Below are 15,125 nucleotides of genomic sequence, written 5' to 3'. Positions count from 1 at the left end.
CCGGCAAGGAGCATGATGGAGCCCGGACTAGCAGCGGAGGAGCCGCCTCGTCGCGCACCGCCCGTCTTCGTATCCGGATCGCTCCTGCGCCATATCCTGATCATGAGCGGCGCAGGCGGCATCGGCCTTGGCGCCATCTTCCTGAGCGATCTCGCCAACATCCTCTTCCTGTCGTGGCTGCACGACCAGGCCATCATCGCCGCCGTAGGCTACGCCAGCTCGATCCAGTTCCTGACGACATCGGTCGGCATCGGCCTCGGCATCGCCTCGACCACGCTCGTCTCGCGCGCCCTCGGGGCCGGGCGGCGCGGCCGCGCCAAGCGCCTGTCCATCAACGCCCATCTCGCCAACTTCATCGCCGGCACGGCCTCGGCTGTTCTCGTCTATCTGACCATTCCCTGGATGCTGACCCTGCTTGGGGCCACCGGGCGAACGCATGATCTGGCCGAGCAGTATCTCCTCATCCTCGCGCCCTCGATCCCGGCGCTCACGGTCGCGATGACATCCGCCGCCGTGTTGCGCTCGGCCGGAGACGCGCGCCGCGCGATGAACGTGACGCTCTACGGCGCCGTCGTGAACACCGCCCTCGATCCGATCTTCATCTTCGCGCTCGACGGCGGCATCGCCGGCGCCGCATGGGCAACGTTCGCCGCACGCTTCGCCTTCCTGGCCGTCGGCCTCTACGGCGTTGTGCGCGTACACGGCCTGATCGCCCGGCCGCGACTTCCCGCGTTCCTCGCCGATTCAAAATCCTTCGCCGCGATCGCCGTCCCTGCCATCCTGACCAACATAGCCACGCCGATTTCGAACGCCTACGTCACCGCCGCCATAGCGCTGCACGGCGACGGCGCGGTCGCGGGCTGGGCCATCATCGGGCGGATCATGCCGGTGGCTTTCGGCGCCATCTACGCGCTTTCCTCATCTATCGGGCCGATCATCGGCCAGAACTTCGGCGCCCGGCAGGGCGAGCGCATGCGCGAAGCCTTCAAGCTCGCCCTCCTCGTCAATCTCGGCTTCACGGCCGTCGCGTGGATCGCGCTGGCACTCCTCACGCCGGAGCTGCTGCGGCTGTTCAACGCCACGGCGGACGCGGCAGCCCTCATCGTGCTGTTCAACGTCTGGCTCGCGCCGCTGTTTGCCTTCATGGGCGCGCTGTTCGTCGTCAATGCCGTGTTCAACACCCTGGATTATCCGCACTACGCGACGATGCTGAACTGGGGACGCGCCACCATCGGCACCATTCCGCTTGTCTATCTCGGCAGCACGCTCGCGGGCGCGGAGGGCGTGCTCACCGCCCACATGGCCGGAGGAATTCTTTTCGGGATCCTGGCCGTATGGCTCTGCCTGCGCCTGTTCCGCCGCCTGCTGGCGCCGCAGCCTGTTCCCGCTTGAGAATGCGCGGGAGCAGAACCGCACCAGCCAGAGCTGTGCATGGCCACGGCCGCGCCGCCCACTGGCCCTGTTGATCGGGGAGCGCGTAGGCTAGCCTCGCTAGCCAGCGCGAATCGACGAGTGATCGGCCAGCAATCGTGACCACGCCTGTTTCCGAACGAATTGCCATCGTCGCGCCCTCCTTGGAAGCGGCCGCCAACCTGCGCGGCGACCTCATCGCGTCGCTCGCCGCACGTGGTCATCGCGTCCTGTGCATCTCGCCCCCGGGGCCCGTCCACTACATGCGCATCCTGCGCGCAGCCGGTGCCCAGCACCGCGCCTTCGAGCCGCCCCAGCCGTCAATCCGGCTGTTAGCCGAATGGCAAGCCCTCACCGCTCTCGTCGCCCAGTTCAAGGACTGGCAGCCCAACATCGTGCTCGGCTTCGGCCTTCACACCTTGAGCCTGGCCGCCCTGGCGGCGCGGCGCGCGAACGTCCGCCGCGTCGTCAGCCTCGTCAACGCCCTCCCGAGCGACGGCATCGAAAGCGTCAACCGCAGCCGCTTCGCGCAGGCCATCCGCTCAAGTGACGCGATCGTCTTTCACAACCGCGAGAACGAGCGCACGCTGAAAGAGCTCGGCCTTATACCGGCCAACCTGATGACGATGGTCGTGCCCGGCAGCGGCGTCGATCTCGACCGCTTCCCAGCCGCCCCAATGCCGCCAATCGGCGACGGGCTTGAGTTCCTGATGCTGTCGCGTCTCGAACGCCGTCGCGGCGTGACGGAATTCATCGCCGCCGCAGACCGCGTGAAGCAGAGCTGGCCCGACGCATCGTTTCGCATCGCCGGCCCCTCCAGCACCGAGCCCGACGCCGTCCCGCCCGAAAAGGTGACCGCGAGCGGCTCCGTCGCCTACCTCGGCCCGCTGGAGGACGTCCGCGCCGATCTCGCCGCGTGCCACGTCTTCGTTTACCCGTCCTACGTGGAAGGCATGCCGCGCGCGGTGCAGGAGGCGCTGGCCACCGGACGGCCCGTTATCACCACGCGCACACCCGGCTGCGCCGAGACCGTTGACGAGAAGGTCAGCGGCTGCCTCGTGCCGCCGGCCGACGTCGACGCGCTCGTGATCGCGATGGAAAGCTATCTGAAGAACCCCAGCTCGCTTGCCACAGGCGCCCGCGCGGCGCGCCTCAAGGCCGAGCGCCGGTTCGATGTCCGCGACGTCAACGCCGCGTTCGCGCGCGCCCTCGGCGTGGACTGAGCCGCGCACCGTATCCCGAAAGATCAATCGAATTGGCGTCAGGCCGGGGCGCGATAAAGCCGCGTGCTCAGCTTCGGCAGCAGGAACGAGCGGGCCGGATCGACAAGCATGCCGGGCAGGATCGCCTGCCGCCCGAGCAGCATCCGGTGCACGAGCCCGCCGCGATTCGTGAGGCCGAGCTCAATCGGCCACTCGCGCCGGCCGACGCGCAGCGTCGTCGCGATGATGCGGCGGCATTCGCGCTCACCGATCGAGCTCGTCACGTCGCGCTCGCCCAGCAGCGGCGCCTCGCACGCGACGGCGAGATTCGGCTCCTCGAGCAGCGGATAGACGATGAAGCGAACCTTGCGCGCCGTCACCGGTCCGAACGTCTCGATGCCCTCCGCATGCAGCGCCGACGTGCGCGCGCCCGTGTCGACCTTCACCTTGATGGCCATCAGGCCGAGCGCGGGCAGCGCCACCCATTCGCGGCGTCCCAGGATCAGCGGTGAAAGGTCGTGCGGCATGGCATGCTCAAGCTTCGAACACGTCATACTACCGCAGTTGTGCGCTCCCTTGCAGGCCCAATACGCAAACCCGCAATGATACGTAGTCGTTAACGCTCAAGGGATCCGGACCACCCCGACCACATTGACCGCTGCGCGGGACTTGCCTATTTCAAGGCCATGTCCACGATGCCCATCGTTAAGCTCCCCGACCCCGTCCTGCGCCAGACCTCGACCCCCGTCGAGCGTGTCGACGGCGACGTGTTGAAACTCGCCGCCGACATGCTGGACACCATGTACGACGCGCCCGGCATCGGCCTGGCCGCGGTTCAGGTCGGCGTCCTGAAACGCCTGATCGTCCTCGATGTTTCCGAGACCGACGAGCCGGACCCGCTGGTCCTGATCAATCCGGAAATCAAGAGCCTGGGCTCCGAGACGCGCATCCACGAGGAAGGTTGCCTGTCGATCCCGGACTACCACATCGAGATCGAGCGCCCGGCCAGCCTCGTCGTCGGCTACATCGACCGCGACGGCAAACCGCGCGAGCTGGCCGCAGAGGGCTTGCTGGCCACCGCCATCCAGCACGAGATCGACCACCTCAACGGCAAGCTGATCATCGATTTCCTCTCCCGCCTGAAGCGCGATATCGTCGTTCGCAAGTTCAAAAAAATGGCGCGCGACTCCGCCTGAGGCGCCGGGCCTCTAAAGGCCGCGTAGGACATCAGCATGCCGCTCAATCTCGTCTTCATGGGAACGCCGGACTTTTCGGTGCCGGCGGTGGACGCCATCGTGGCCGCCGGCCACCGCGTCCTGTGCGTCTACTCGCAACCGCCCCGCCCGGCGGGCCGCGGCATGGCCGAGCGGCCGTCTCCCGTCCACGCCCGCGCGGAGGCCTTAGGACTACCGGTGCGCACGCCGCTCTCTCTCAAGTCAGAGGAGGACCAGGCCGCGTTCGCCGCGCTCGGAGCCGACGCCGCCGTCGTCATCGCCTACGGGCTCATCCTTCCCCGCGCCGTGCTCGCAGCTCCGCGCTTCGGTTGCTTCAACGTACATGCGTCGAAGCTGCCACGCTGGCGCGGCGCAGCCCCCATCCATCGCGCCATCATGGCGGGCGACACCGAGACGGCCGTTATGGTCATGCAGATGGAGGCGGGGCTGGACACCGGCCCCGTCGCCGCCACGCGCCTCGTCCCCATCGGGCCCGACGTCACCACCGGCGCGTTGCACGACACCCTCGCGCGAGCAGGTGCGGACCTGATCGTCGAAGCCCTCGCCGCACTTGAAAAGAACGGCGCGCTGCCCTCCGTCGCCCAGCCGCTCGACGGCGTCACCTACGCCGCCAAGATCGACAAGGCCGAAGCGCGCATCGATCTGTCGAAGCCCGCTCACGAGGTCCACAACCACATCCGCGGCCTGTCGCCGTTTCCGGGCGCCTGGCTCGACGCGACCCCGTCCGGCGGAAAGCCGGAACGCCTCAAGATCCTGCGCACGGAACTCGCGAAGGGCTCCGGCACGCCAGGCGAGGTTCTCGACGACGCGCTCGCCATTGCCTGCGGCGAGGGCGCAATCCGCCTGCTCGAGGTCCAGCGCGCGGGCAAACGCGCCATGACGGCCGAAGACTTTCTGCGCGGCTTCGCTGTGTCGCGCGGCACGATCCTCGGCGCCTAGCCTCTCCCGTTAAGCGCGCGCGTTAATCATGCCGCGCGAACGGCTGAGAGCCGGCGCCGCGTCTCTCTTAAACTGGCGGAAACCGAGTTTTGGAGTACCCGCTCATGATCCGCACCCGACTTCTCGCCTCCGCTGGCGCAGCCGCCGCGCTCCTCGCGGGATCTGCTGCCTTCGCCCAGGACGCAGCCCACACGACCCGCATCGAGAATTCGAACGCCTACGGCGCCACCGTCACCATGGAAGAAGGCGTGCGAGTTTTCCGGCCGCTGCCCTCCGAGCGCCACGTCATCGTCAATCCCGAAGGGCGCACGCCGCTGAGCCTCAACTACTACGATCCCGTCACGGGCGTTCCCGTGCGCGGCCAGTCCCGCCGCTGATCCGGCCACACGCGTATCGAATGCGCCTTGAGGTGGCGACGCGGGCGGGGTAGGCAGTGCCCTTGCCCTCACCCTCCGCGCATGCACATGAGCCGATGCCCCGCTATCGTCTGCTAATCGAATACGACGGGACGCCCTTCGTCGGCTGGCAATCGCAGCCGGTCGGCGTCTCCGTGCAAGGCGCGCTGGAAACAGCCGTTTTTAAACTCACGCGCGAGGAAGCTGGAATTCGCGGCGCGGGCCGCACCGACGCCGGCGTCCACGCCACAGGCCAGGTCGCGCACGTCGACATTGAAAAAACGTGGGCCCCCTCGCGCCTCTGCGACGGCCTCAATTTCTACCTGAAGCCGCTGCCGATCGTCGTGCGCGACTGCGCCGAGACCGACCCAGCCTTCGACGCGCGCTTCAGCGCCACCGCCCGGCACTACCTCTATCGCATCCTCCCTCGCCGCGCCCCGCCGGCAATCGAGCGCAAGCGCGTCTGGTGGGTGCCGCGCACCCTCGACGTCGAAGCCATGCGCGAGGCGGCATCCGCTCTTGTCGGCCATCACGATTTCACGACCTTCCGCGCCGCGCAGTGCCAGGCCAATTCTCCAATGCGCACGCTGGATCGCCTGGACGTCACGCAGAACGGCGAGATCATCGAAATCCGCGCCTCGGCGCGCTCGTTCCTGCACAATCAGGTGCGCTCGATGGTCGGCAGCCTGAAGCATGTCGGCGAAGGAAAATGGAGAAGGGACGATCTCGCGGCCGCCCTCGCCGCGAAGGATCGCACCGCCTGCGGCACGGTCGCGCCAGCCTCGGGGCTCTATCTCGTGTCGGTCGACTACGGCGCGCGTTGATCACACCGCTGCCTGCCGCCGCCTTACCACGCGTTGAACAGCCGCCGCACGATCCGCACGTAGAGTTGGCCCGGCACCCAGCCGCGCGGCCAAACCGCGAGCTTGGCGTTCGGCTGATAGCGCAACCGCCACCAGCCGCCCGTCGCCGCGCGCCAGATGCTGCGCGCGACCACGATGGGTTCGGCGCCAGCCTCCTCCCAGGCGGTGATGTTCGGCGCGACGTTGGCAACGAACTCGTCGTAGTCCGTCAGGTCCGGCTTGGACGCGATCTCGCGCGAGCGCTCGAAAAAGTCCGTCTTGATCATCCCGGGTTCGATGATCTTGACCTTGATGTTGAACTGGCGAACTTCCAGCCACAGCGCCTCGGAGAGCCCTTCGAGCGCCCACTTCGTGGCGCTGTACGTCGAGTAGAGCGGCAGCGCCATGCGCCCCGCCGCCGAGCCGACGTTGATGATCCGCCCTGCCCGGCGCGCGCGCATATGCGGCAGCACCGCCCGCGTGACGTTGATAACGCCAAATAGGTTTGTCTCGAACTGGCGGCGAACCTGCGCGTCGGTCTGCGCCTCGAATGGCCCCATCAGGCCATAACCGGCATTGTTGACGACCACATCGATGCCCCCGCACTGGGCGATCACGTCGGCCACGGCGGCATCCACGGATGCCTGATCCGTCACATCGAGACGGAAGAGCCGGATGCGATCCGAAGTCTTGCCGAGATCGCTCTCCTCCGGGCGGCGCATCGTGGCCGCCACCGTCCAGCCACGCTCGGCGAACAACTCGGCCGCCGCACGCCCGATTCCACTCGAAGCGCCAGTGATGAGAACGGTTTTGCCGGTGGTCACACGCAAACTCCAACACACGCGCGTCCCGGTTGCTGGCCGGGACGCATGTCTAAGAAAATCAGGGATCGAATGGCTTAGTCGATCATCGACAGGAATTCCTGCCGCGTAATGGGGTTGTCGCGGAACACGCCGAGCATGCGGCTCGTCACGAGATCCGTACCGGGCTTGTGCACGCCGCGCGCCGTCATGCAGTGATGCTCGGCCTTGATCACGACCGCGACGCCCTGCGGGTTCAGCACCTTTTCGATGGTGTTGGCGATCTGCGACGTCATCTTTTCCTGGATCTGAAGACGCTTCGCATACGTTTCCACGACGCGCGCGAGCTTCGAGATGCCGACGACGCGGCCGCTCGGGATGTAGCCCACCCAGGCATGCCCGATGATCGGCGCCATGTGATGCTCGCAATGGCTCTCGAAACGGATTTTGCGCAGCACGATCATCTCGTCATAGCCTTCGATCTCCTCGAAGGTCTTCTGCAGGATGGCTTCCGGATCGTCGTGATAACCCCGGAAGTACTCCTCGAAGGCGCGCACGACGCGGCTCGGCGTTTCGATCAGGCCGTCACGGGTCGGATCGTCGCCCGCCCAGCGCAGCAGGGTCCGCACGGCGGCTTCGGCTTCGGCGCGCGACGGCGCGTCCGCGCTCGCAGGAGGGGCTGCAGTCTTGTTTTTCATGAGCGGAAGCTGCCTCGTCAGGCCAAGAGGATCACAACCGGCGCGGGCCTGGATCCGCGCGGCGAAGGACGGCAAAACCGTGGGGTGAACCGGTGCCGCCTCCCATAACATAGTGTGTGACGAGGGGAAGAAAAAGTGACCCCGGGCCGACGGTTGCAGCACCATGAGCGGCCATGATTAATGAGATGCGCGGCACCTCGCCGCAACTTGCCCACAAATCGCGGATCCCCATCTCTCTCGGGGCTGCCGACAGCGCCGAAACAGGGGCCACAGAAGGGGATTGACCATCATGCGCCATCGCAGCGCCGCAGCCGGATTGGCTCTCCTGTACGCCATCGCGCCCGTGACCGGCGCCGCGCATGCCGACGGCATGCTGTCGGATTTTTCCTACCCGCATCCCGTTCAGCGCTACGCTTTCACGTCGCAGGGCCAGCCCCTCGAAATGGCCTTCATGGACGTCGCCGCGACCGGCACGCCGAACGGCAAGACCGTTGTTCTCTTCCACGGCAAGAATTTCTGCGGCGCAACCTGGGAAGGCGTCATCGCCCCGCTCACGAAAGCCGGATACCGCGTGATCGCGCCCGATCAGATCGGCTTCTGCAAATCCACCAAGCCCGCAACCTACCAGATGAGCTTTCACCAGCTTGCCGCAAACACGCACGCATTGCTGGCGAGCCGGGGCGTCACGAAGCCGATCCTCGTCGGCCACTCGATGGGCGGCATGATCGCGACGCGCTACGCGCTGAGCTTCCCCGACGACACCGCCGCCCTTGCCCTCGTCAATCCGATCGGCTTGGAGGATTGGAGCGCCAAGGGCGTTCCCGGCCGCACGGTGGACGAGCTGATCGAAGCGGAGCGCAAGACGGACGCCACCCGCGTCAAAGCCTATCAGCAGAAAACCTACTACGATGGCCGCTGGCGGCCCGAGTTTGACCGGTGGGTCGACATGCTCGTCTCCATGTACAAAGGCGACGGCTCCGACCTCGCGATCCTCTCCCAGGCCCGCGCCTCCGACATGATCTTCACCCAGCCGGTGGTGCATGAGTTCCCGCGCCTGAAGATGCCCGTCATTCTGGTGATCGGCGACCGCGACACGACGGCCATCGGCAAGGATCGCGCGTCACCGGAGCTTGCCGCCACGCTCGGCCGCTATCCCGATCTCGCCCGCGAGGCGGCCGCCCGCATCCCCGGCGCCGAGCTGATTTCGTTTCCCGATCTCGGCCACGCCCCGCAGATCGAACGCCCCGACGACTTCAACGCCACCCTTCTCGCCGCGTTCGCCAAGCTTCCCGCCGCGCGCTGAGCGCGGCGCCCGCATCCTCAACGAACCCGAACAACTGTCCCAGGAGCCTCGCGCCCCAATGCCGGCCACGTCCATCTCGCCCCAGGAAGCCCTCATCTACGCCATGGTCACTGTGTCGGCAGCCGATCGCACCATCACCACTGAGGAGCTCGCACGCATCGGCTCGATCGTGCGCGAGCTGCCGCCCTTCGAAGCCTACACCGACGACTGGCTGGCGGACGCGGCGCAGGACTGCGGCAAGATTCTGCGCCGGTCGGACGGCATCAAAGAGGTGCTGGCCTTGATCAAATCCAGCCTCAACCCACGGCTCTACGAGACGGCCTACGTGCTCTGCGCCGAGGTCGCCGCGTCCGATCTGTCGATCCACACCGACGAGATGAACTTCTTGGGCTTGCTCGCAACCGCGCTCGGTCTCGATCGCGAAACGTGCGCTGCACTCGAGCGCGGCGCGCGCGCTCGTCATCAGCGCATTTGAGGCAACCCTTCAGCGAAGTCGCGGATGAGCCCCGCGGCGGCCTGCATGTTCGTGGCGAGCGTCGCGCCGGATCCGCGCCGCGCCTTGAAATCGTGATCGCCGTCGACGAGCCAGCGCACATCGATCGCGGGGGCCAAGCCATAGCCCTCCACTTCCGAGCGCACGCCGAACGGATCGCGCTCGCCCTGCACGATCAGCGTCGGGCAGGTGAGCGTCGCCAGATGCGCGGTCCTGAGCGACAACGGCTTATCCGGCGGATGAAACGGATAACCGAGGCACACGAGCCCCGCGATCTTGCGCGCATCGAACAGCCCTTGCGCGGCAAGGCTCGCCACGCGCCCGCCCATCGATTTTCCGCCGATCACAAGCCGTTGCCCTGTATCGAGCCGGCCCAGCACGGCCGCGACGGCCGCGTCGTACTCCCCGACCAGCTTTTCGGCCTTGGGAGGCGGGCGCCGCGAACCCTCGGCGCTGCGCGCGGTCATGTAGGAAAAATCGAATCGCAAGACGCTCAATCCGGCATCCGCAAGCAGACCCGCCATGCGCTCCATCCACGCGCTCGTCACCGGCGCACCGGCGCCCGCCGCGAGCATGACGAGCGTCCGCGCCGATTGATGTCCTGTGCTCAGAATGTCTGCCATTGCCCGCCTTTGTGCACCCCGCCCGCCGTCACGCTGTTGAACGTCATGAAATTCGACCGCGAACTGACAACTCTGTCGCAATTTGGCCCTGCCCTCGGCTAGGATACCCGAACCACCAATTTGCGAGAATGCATGTCGCTGATCCGACACGTCGCGCCCTGGCTGTTGCCGCTCGTCGTCCTCGCCGGCTCGGCCCGCGCAGAAGACGCGGCCGCGACGGATGAGAGCGGCCCGTCGTGGCATGGCCCGGCCGGCCATTTGGTCGAGGCAGCGGAGAAGCAGACGGCCGCTGACGCGCAGAACAAATCTCTCGACAACGATGCCGTCGTCCCGCCCGCGCCCAAGCCCGCCGATCGTCCAGCAGCGGCAAAGGAAAAAGCGGCGACGCCGAAGAAGCCGGATCCCGCGCCAACCGCCAAGAAGGCCGCCGAGCCCGCACCGAAGGCGGCACAGGCAGCCGCTGATGCGAAGCAGGATGCTGCAAAGCAGGACGCGGCCAAGAAGGACGGCAAGGCCGACGACAAGTCCGCCAAGGACGACAAATCTGCAAAGGACGACAAGTCCGCAAAGAAGGAAGCCAAGAAGCCTCTCCCCACCGCAAAGCAGTTGTTTGGCACCGTCAAATCCGCAGCCCCCCTTAAGGCGCGCGCGGTCGGCTGGTACGCCAAGGGATGTCTCTCGGGTGCCAAGTCGCTCGCCGTCGACGGGCCCGGCTGGCAGGTGATGCGCCTTTCCCGCAACCGCAACTGGGGCCATCCGGATCTGGTCGCGCTGCTGGAGCGCCTGGCCAAGGAATCGACGGCAGCCAAGGAATGGTCGGGCTTGCTCGTCGGCGACATGTCGCAACCGCGCGGCGGGCCGATGGCCTCAGGCCACGCGAGCCATCAGGTCGGCCTCGATGCCGACATCTGGCTGACCCCGATGCCCAACCGCACGCTTACGCGCCGCGAGCGCGAAGACATGTCGGCCGTCTCGATGCTCGCCAATGCCGGCGCGGTCGATCCCAAGGTCTGGGGCGACGGACAGGTGAAGCTGATCAAGCGCGCGGCGTCCTACTCGTCGGTCGAGCGCATCCTCGTGCATCCCGCGCTGAAGAAGGCGCTGTGCGAAGCGGCCGGCAAGGATCGGCACTGGCTGAACAAGGTGCGCCCCTACTTCGGGCACTTCTATCATTTCCACGTCCGCATCGGCTGCCCCAGCGGCTCGACGAACTGTCAGGCCCAGCCGCCCGTACCCGACGGCGACGGATGCGGCGCTGAGCTGACCGACTGGCTGAAGCGCGTTGCGCCGAAGAAGCCGCCGGTCGCCGCAAAACCGCCTGGAAAGCCGTCGAAGCCGTCCGGTCCGAAGCCAGAGATCATGCTCGCGGACCTGCCAGCAGATTGCACCACGGTGCTGATGGCGGGCGGCAACAAGCCGCCGACCGTACCGGCCGAGATGGTGGATTCGAGCAAAGACGCCGGCCCCGTGAACGACCTGACCTCCGTGACGGCCGCGCCCGCACCTCCGAAGCCAGAACCGCCGAAGCCGGAAGCACAGAAGCACGAACCGGCGAAAGCCGAGCCGCACAAGCCCGATCCGAAAGCGCCCGCGGCTGCGGCCGCAGCGACCAAACCCCAGGCGAAAACGAACTAACCGGCCGCGCGCTCTTGCTTCAGAGCATCGCGCCCGGGCGCAGCGGCGGGTGCCCGAACGGCCGGACAGGCACCGTGTAGACGCCCTCGGCCGTTACCGAAACGACCTCCCGCTCGGGCCAGCGCAACGCCGAGAGCTTGCCGCCGAAGCAGCATCCCGTATCGACGCAGATCGTGTTGTTCACCCAGCCCGGCGCGGGCACCGGCGTGTGCCCGTACACGACCGAGGTCTCGCCCCGGTATTCGGCCGCCCAATGGTAGCGGATCGGCAAACCGAACTTGTCCGTTTCGCCCGACGTCTCGCCATAAAGACAGAAGCGGCGCACCTCGCCCGTATTCTGTCCCAGCATCCCGCCCTTGATCCCCGCATGCGCGACGGCCAGTCGCCCGCCGTCGAGCCACAGGTAAATCGGCAGCTCCTTGAAGAAGGCTCTGACCGCAACACGGAACGACTTCGGCTCACCCTCGAACTGAGCCGCCGTCCGGTCGAGCCCGTGTGTCATGGCAACCGTCTTGCCCTCGAGCCAGCGCACGAACTTGACGTCGTGATTGCCCGGCACCGCGAAAGCCGTGCCGTTCGCGACCATCGCCATCACAATGCGCAGAACGTCGGGCGAGCGCGGCCCGCGATCCACGAGGTCGCCGACGAAAATCGCACGCCGCCCCGCCGGAGCCGTCACGCTCACGCGGACGGCACCCGGTTCTCCACTCCAATGCACGCCGTAACCGAGCCGGCCGAGGAGCTGTTCGAGCTCCGCCGCGCACCCGTGCACGTCACCGATGATGTCGAACGGCCCCGGGTCGTCGCGCCGGTCGGCCGGTCCCCGCGTGCTGTCTGGAAATGTGCTTTCGGTCATGCCGGCTCATGTAAAAAGGCAGCGTGACGCGTGCGTGACGATCACGTTTCGATGAACTCTTCCACCTGCCGCCGCGGGCGCGGCACGTCGGTCACGAAATCCTGCAGGTGGTCGAGACCGCGCGGAACAGGACCTCCATACGCCCAATCCAGAAGCTCGACCGTGTGCACGAACGGAATGTCCTGGCCGGAATCGAGCTGCGTGATGCAGCCGATGTTTCCCGCCGCCACCACATCCGCCCGCGTCGAACGGATGTTGTCGAGCTTCCGCTTCTTGAGCTGCCCCGCGATCTCAGGCTGGAGGATGTTGTAGGTCCCGGCCGAGCCGCAGCAAATGTGACCTTCAGGCACATCCACCACCGCAAATCCGGCCTGTTTCAACAGCGCTTTCGGCTCGTCGTGCACGCGCTGGCCATGCTGCAGCGAGCAAGCCGAATGATACGCAACGCGCAGCGATGACCACCGTTCCGGCGCGCCGAGCTGGTAGTCGTAGAGGAATTCCGAAACATCCTTGGCGAGGCTCGAAACCTTGGCCGCGTCGTGCGCGAAGATCGGATCGTCGCGCAGCATATGGCCGTAGTCCTTCACGGTCGTGCCGCACCCTGATGCGTTGACGATGATCGCGTCGATCTGGCCCCGGTTGATTTCCTTCGACCACGCCTCGACGTTGCGGCGCGCCTGATGCATCGCATCGGTCTCGCGCCCCATGTGCTTCACCAGCGCCCCGCAGCAGCCCGCTCCGTGCGCCACGATGACGTCGACGCCGCGCCGCGCCAGCAGCCGGATGGTGGCATCGTTGATGTCGGGCCGAAGCACCGGCTGCACGCAGCCCGTCAGCAGCAGCACGCGCGCGCGCCGCTCGCCGTGCGTCAGCGCCTCGCCCGGGCCCCCGAAGCGTCCCTCGCGAACTTTGGTCGGCAGCGGCGCCAGCGCGATCATCGCCGCCACCTCCTTGAGCCCCAGGCGCTCGAGCAGCGGAATGAACGGACGCCCAAGCGGGGCGAGTTTCACCGCCAGGCGGAAGCGGCGCGGATAGGGAATGATGAAGGCGAGCAGCCGCCGCAGTGTCCGGTCTTTCCAGGTGCGCGGGCTGCGCTCCTCGATCTCGGCGCGCGCCGCATCGACGAGGTGATGATAGTCGACGCCGCTCGGGCACGTCGTCATGCACGAAAGACACGTCAGGCAGCGGTCGATGTGGTGACGCACCTGCTCGCTCGGTTCGCGCTCCGCCCCGCGCTCGAACATGTCCTTGATGAGATAGATCCGCCCGCGCGGGCTGTCGCGCTCATCGCCCAGCACGACATAGGTCGAGCAGACGGCCGTGCAGAGGCCGCAATGCACGCAGCGCTTCAGAATTTTATCGGCTTCCGCAACGCGCGGATTGGCAAGATCGGCGGCGGAAAAGTTCGTCTGCATCGTCAGTCTTTCGCAGCAAGAGATCCGGAAGTCGGATCGCCAAAGCAAAGCGTATCACAGCGACGCATACATGCGTCCGGGATTGAGAATGTTCATCGGGTCGAACGCCTGCTTGAGGCCGCGCGTGATCCGGTCCACGGCCGGGCCGAGCGGCTGGAACACCTCGACCGTCCGACGCACGGTCTCATCCGCCCGGATCAGCGTCGCATGCCCGCCATGCGTCGCGACTGCACGGCGGATATCGGCGCTGCCGGCGTCGGCGGACGCTGGCGTTTCGAGCCAGATCAACCCGCCCGACCAGTCGTAATACGCTTCGACCTTCATGTGCCGGCGCACGGACGCCACGAGCGAAGCCGCCATGCTGGGCGCCGTCGAGATGCGCCAGACATGCGTGCCGTTCGGCGGAAAGAAAGACAGCGCGCGCATGTCGCCCCAGAACGCCAGCGAGCTTTCCAGGTCGAGTTCGATCGGCTCGCCGTAAGCCCGCAGCGCATTGCGCAGCCGCTGCTTGCGGTAGCTGATGGAGCGCGTGAAGTTCTCGAGCCGGATGGCGGTCACAGACCGCTTCTCCTTCGACAGCGTTTTGTGCGTGAGCCGCGACACGAGCGCAGGCGCGAGATGCACGGTGCCGGACACCTCGTAAGGCTCCGTCAGCGCCAGGCTCATCATCTCGACGGCGAGGTCGTCCGTGAGATCGGGATAGACCAGCGTCAGCACGTCGTCCGGCAGCGGCAGCACCTTGAACGTCACTTCCGACAGCACGGCCAGCGTGCCCCAGCTTCCGGCAAGCCCCCGCGCCACGTCGTAGCCGGTGACGTTCTTCATCACCCGCCCGCCCGACTTGAAAATCTCGGCATGTCCGTTGACGCCGCGCACGCCGAGCAGGTAGTCGCGCGCCGCGCCCGCTGAAATGCGCCGCGAACCCGAGAGATTGGCGGCGAACACCGCGCCGATCGTCTGTTGCCCCGCGCCCGTGCCGAGCATCGGCCCGAGATCGATCGGCTCGAACGGCAGCATCTGCCCGCGCGACGCCAGCTCCACCTCGACCTGCGACAGCGGCGTGCCCGCCCGCGCCGACATGACGAGCTCCGCCGGCTCATAGAGCGAGATGCCGCGCATCGCCCCGGTCGTCAGCACCACGGGCGCGACCACTGGCCGGCCCACGCCGCGCTTCGAGCCCGCCCCCAGGATCTCGACCGGAATGGAGCGCTCGGAAAGAGCAGTCATCATGCTCTTGAGCTCCCACTCGGTCGCGGGCCGCATGATATCGCTCATCGTT

Annotated in this window: 16 protein-coding genes; 9 read left to right on the top strand and 7 right to left on the bottom strand. The window is 66.9% G+C overall.

All coding sequences use genetic code 11. The features are described from left to right. Positions 1–12: 12 nt before the first annotated feature. A complete protein-coding gene (locus K2Y42_RS16045; RefSeq protein ID WP_291154312.1) occupies positions 13–1,392 on the top strand; it encodes an MATE family efflux transporter in 1,380 nt (459 codons plus the stop codon). 137 nt (positions 1,393–1,529) lie between these two features. Continuing rightward, positions 1,530–2,633, top strand: a complete 1,104-nt coding sequence (locus tag K2Y42_RS16040) for a glycosyltransferase (protein ID WP_291154311.1) — start codon at positions 1,530–1,532, stop codon at positions 2,631–2,633. Between the two features lie 38 nt (positions 2,634–2,671). Here the strand turns inward: K2Y42_RS16040 and K2Y42_RS16035 are convergent, their stop codons facing one another. After that, on the bottom strand, positions 2,672–3,139 hold the full coding sequence (locus K2Y42_RS16035; RefSeq protein ID WP_291154310.1) for a RimK/LysX family protein: 468 nt from the start codon (positions 3,137–3,139) through the stop codon (positions 2,672–2,674). Positions 3,140–3,298: 159 nt separating this feature from the next. Between K2Y42_RS16035 and def the strand changes: the two genes are divergently transcribed. The 4 genes from def to truA all read left to right on the top strand — a co-directional run bounded on the left by def (position 3,299) and on the right by truA (position 6,005). Further along, a complete protein-coding gene (gene def, locus K2Y42_RS16030; protein WP_291154309.1) occupies positions 3,299–3,808 on the top strand; it encodes a peptide deformylase in 510 nt (169 codons plus the stop codon). A 36-nt stretch (positions 3,809–3,844) separates the two neighbouring features. Beyond that, the gene (gene fmt, locus K2Y42_RS16025) at positions 3,845–4,786 is read left to right on the top strand and encodes a methionyl-tRNA formyltransferase (RefSeq protein ID WP_291154308.1); all 942 of its coding nucleotides are present in this window, start codon (positions 3,845–3,847) and stop codon (positions 4,784–4,786) included. A gap of 104 nt (positions 4,787–4,890) precedes the next feature. Next, the gene (locus K2Y42_RS16020; protein ID WP_291154307.1) at positions 4,891–5,163 is read left to right on the top strand and encodes a hypothetical protein; all 273 of its coding nucleotides are present in this window, start codon (positions 4,891–4,893) and stop codon (positions 5,161–5,163) included. Between the two features lie 95 nt (positions 5,164–5,258). Further along, positions 5,259–6,005 carry a tRNA pseudouridine(38-40) synthase TruA gene (gene truA, locus K2Y42_RS16015; RefSeq protein ID WP_291154306.1) on the top strand — a complete coding sequence of 249 codons (747 nt, stop codon included), beginning with the start codon at positions 5,259–5,261 and terminating at the stop codon, positions 6,003–6,005. Positions 6,006–6,028: 23 nt separating this feature from the next. Here the strand turns inward: truA and K2Y42_RS16010 are convergent, their stop codons facing one another. Both K2Y42_RS16010 and folE read right to left on the bottom strand, forming a co-directional pair. Beyond that, positions 6,029–6,847, bottom strand: a complete 819-nt coding sequence (locus K2Y42_RS16010) for an SDR family oxidoreductase (RefSeq protein ID WP_291154305.1) — start codon at positions 6,845–6,847, stop codon at positions 6,029–6,031. A 74-nt stretch (positions 6,848–6,921) separates the two neighbouring features. Then, positions 6,922–7,521, bottom strand: coding sequence for a GTP cyclohydrolase I FolE (gene folE / locus K2Y42_RS16005; protein WP_291154304.1), 600 nt, complete (start codon positions 7,519–7,521; stop codon positions 6,922–6,924). A gap of 289 nt (positions 7,522–7,810) precedes the next feature. On the opposite strand from folE, the gene K2Y42_RS16000 reads away from it, so the two are divergent. Continuing rightward, positions 7,811–8,824 (top strand): alpha/beta hydrolase, encoded by a 1,014-nt coding sequence (locus K2Y42_RS16000; protein WP_291154303.1) that lies wholly within the window; start codon positions 7,811–7,813, stop codon positions 8,822–8,824. Positions 8,825–8,882: 58 nt separating this feature from the next. Beyond that, positions 8,883–9,299 (top strand): tellurite resistance TerB family protein, encoded by a 417-nt coding sequence (locus tag K2Y42_RS15995; RefSeq protein ID WP_291154302.1) that lies wholly within the window; start codon positions 8,883–8,885, stop codon positions 9,297–9,299. Here the strand turns inward: K2Y42_RS15995 and K2Y42_RS15990 are convergent. Next, positions 9,287–9,940 (bottom strand): alpha/beta family hydrolase, encoded by a 654-nt coding sequence (locus K2Y42_RS15990; protein ID WP_291154301.1) that lies wholly within the window; start codon positions 9,938–9,940, stop codon positions 9,287–9,289. The two genes, K2Y42_RS15995 and K2Y42_RS15990, sit on opposite strands and share 13 nt — an antisense overlap. Positions 9,941–10,072: 132 nt before the next feature. On the opposite strand from K2Y42_RS15990, the gene mepA reads away from it, so the two are divergent. Continuing rightward, complete coding sequence (gene mepA, locus K2Y42_RS15985; protein ID WP_291154300.1) at positions 10,073–11,575, top strand: penicillin-insensitive murein endopeptidase; 1,503 nt, start codon at positions 10,073–10,075, stop codon at positions 11,573–11,575. Positions 11,576–11,594: 19 nt separating this feature from the next. Here the strand turns inward: mepA and K2Y42_RS15980 are convergent, their stop codons facing one another. Genes K2Y42_RS15980 through K2Y42_RS15970 form a run of 3 tightly spaced genes read right to left on the bottom strand, consistent with a single transcriptional unit; the run spans position 11,595 to position 15,121 of the window. After that, positions 11,595–12,431, bottom strand: a complete 837-nt coding sequence (locus K2Y42_RS15980; protein ID WP_291154299.1) for a metallophosphoesterase — start codon at positions 12,429–12,431, stop codon at positions 11,595–11,597. A 41-nt stretch (positions 12,432–12,472) separates the two neighbouring features. Next, positions 12,473–13,846 carry a glycolate oxidase subunit GlcF gene (gene glcF, locus K2Y42_RS15975; RefSeq protein WP_291154298.1) on the bottom strand — a complete coding sequence of 458 codons (1,374 nt, stop codon included), beginning with the start codon at positions 13,844–13,846 and terminating at the stop codon, positions 12,473–12,475. Positions 13,847–13,900: 54 nt separating this feature from the next. Further along, a complete protein-coding gene (locus K2Y42_RS15970) occupies positions 13,901–15,121 on the bottom strand; it encodes an FAD-binding protein (protein WP_291154297.1) in 1,221 nt (406 codons plus the stop codon). Positions 15,122–15,125: the final 4 nt, after the last annotated feature.

It is taken from the genome of Hyphomicrobium sp. (assembly GCF_019744875.1).
Classification (GTDB): Bacteria; Pseudomonadota; Alphaproteobacteria; order Rhizobiales; family Hyphomicrobiaceae; genus Hyphomicrobium_C.
This window is presented reverse-complemented; position numbering and strand designations above follow the sequence as displayed.

Coding starts and splice junctions, on each gene's coding strand:
- fmt (WP_291154308.1), top strand. CDS start 3,845: ATGCCGCTCAATCTCGTCTTCATGGGAACGCCGGACTTTTCGGTGCCG.
- K2Y42_RS15990 (WP_291154301.1), bottom strand. CDS start 9,940: ATGGCAGACATTCTGAGCACAGGACATCAATCGGCGCGGACGCTCGTC.
- folE (WP_291154304.1), bottom strand. CDS start 7,521: ATGAAAAACAAGACTGCAGCCCCTCCTGCGAGCGCGGACGCGCCGTCG.
- K2Y42_RS16000 (WP_291154303.1), top strand. CDS start 7,811: ATGCGCCATCGCAGCGCCGCAGCCGGATTGGCTCTCCTGTACGCCATC.
- mepA (WP_291154300.1), top strand. CDS start 10,073: ATGTCGCTGATCCGACACGTCGCGCCCTGGCTGTTGCCGCTCGTCGTC.
- K2Y42_RS16045 (WP_291154312.1), top strand. CDS start 13: ATGATGGAGCCCGGACTAGCAGCGGAGGAGCCGCCTCGTCGCGCACCG.
- K2Y42_RS15970 (WP_291154297.1), bottom strand. CDS start 15,121: ATGAGCGATATCATGCGGCCCGCGACCGAGTGGGAGCTCAAGAGCATG.
- K2Y42_RS16020 (WP_291154307.1), top strand. CDS start 4,891: ATGATCCGCACCCGACTTCTCGCCTCCGCTGGCGCAGCCGCCGCGCTC.
- K2Y42_RS16035 (WP_291154310.1), bottom strand. CDS start 3,139: ATGCCGCACGACCTTTCACCGCTGATCCTGGGACGCCGCGAATGGGTG.
- K2Y42_RS15995 (WP_291154302.1), top strand. CDS start 8,883: ATGCCGGCCACGTCCATCTCGCCCCAGGAAGCCCTCATCTACGCCATG.
- truA (WP_291154306.1), top strand. CDS start 5,259: ATGCCCCGCTATCGTCTGCTAATCGAATACGACGGGACGCCCTTCGTC.
- K2Y42_RS15980 (WP_291154299.1), bottom strand. CDS start 12,431: ATGACCGAAAGCACATTTCCAGACAGCACGCGGGGACCGGCCGACCGG.
- def (WP_291154309.1), top strand. CDS start 3,299: ATGTCCACGATGCCCATCGTTAAGCTCCCCGACCCCGTCCTGCGCCAG.
- glcF (WP_291154298.1), bottom strand. CDS start 13,846: ATGCAGACGAACTTTTCCGCCGCCGATCTTGCCAATCCGCGCGTTGCG.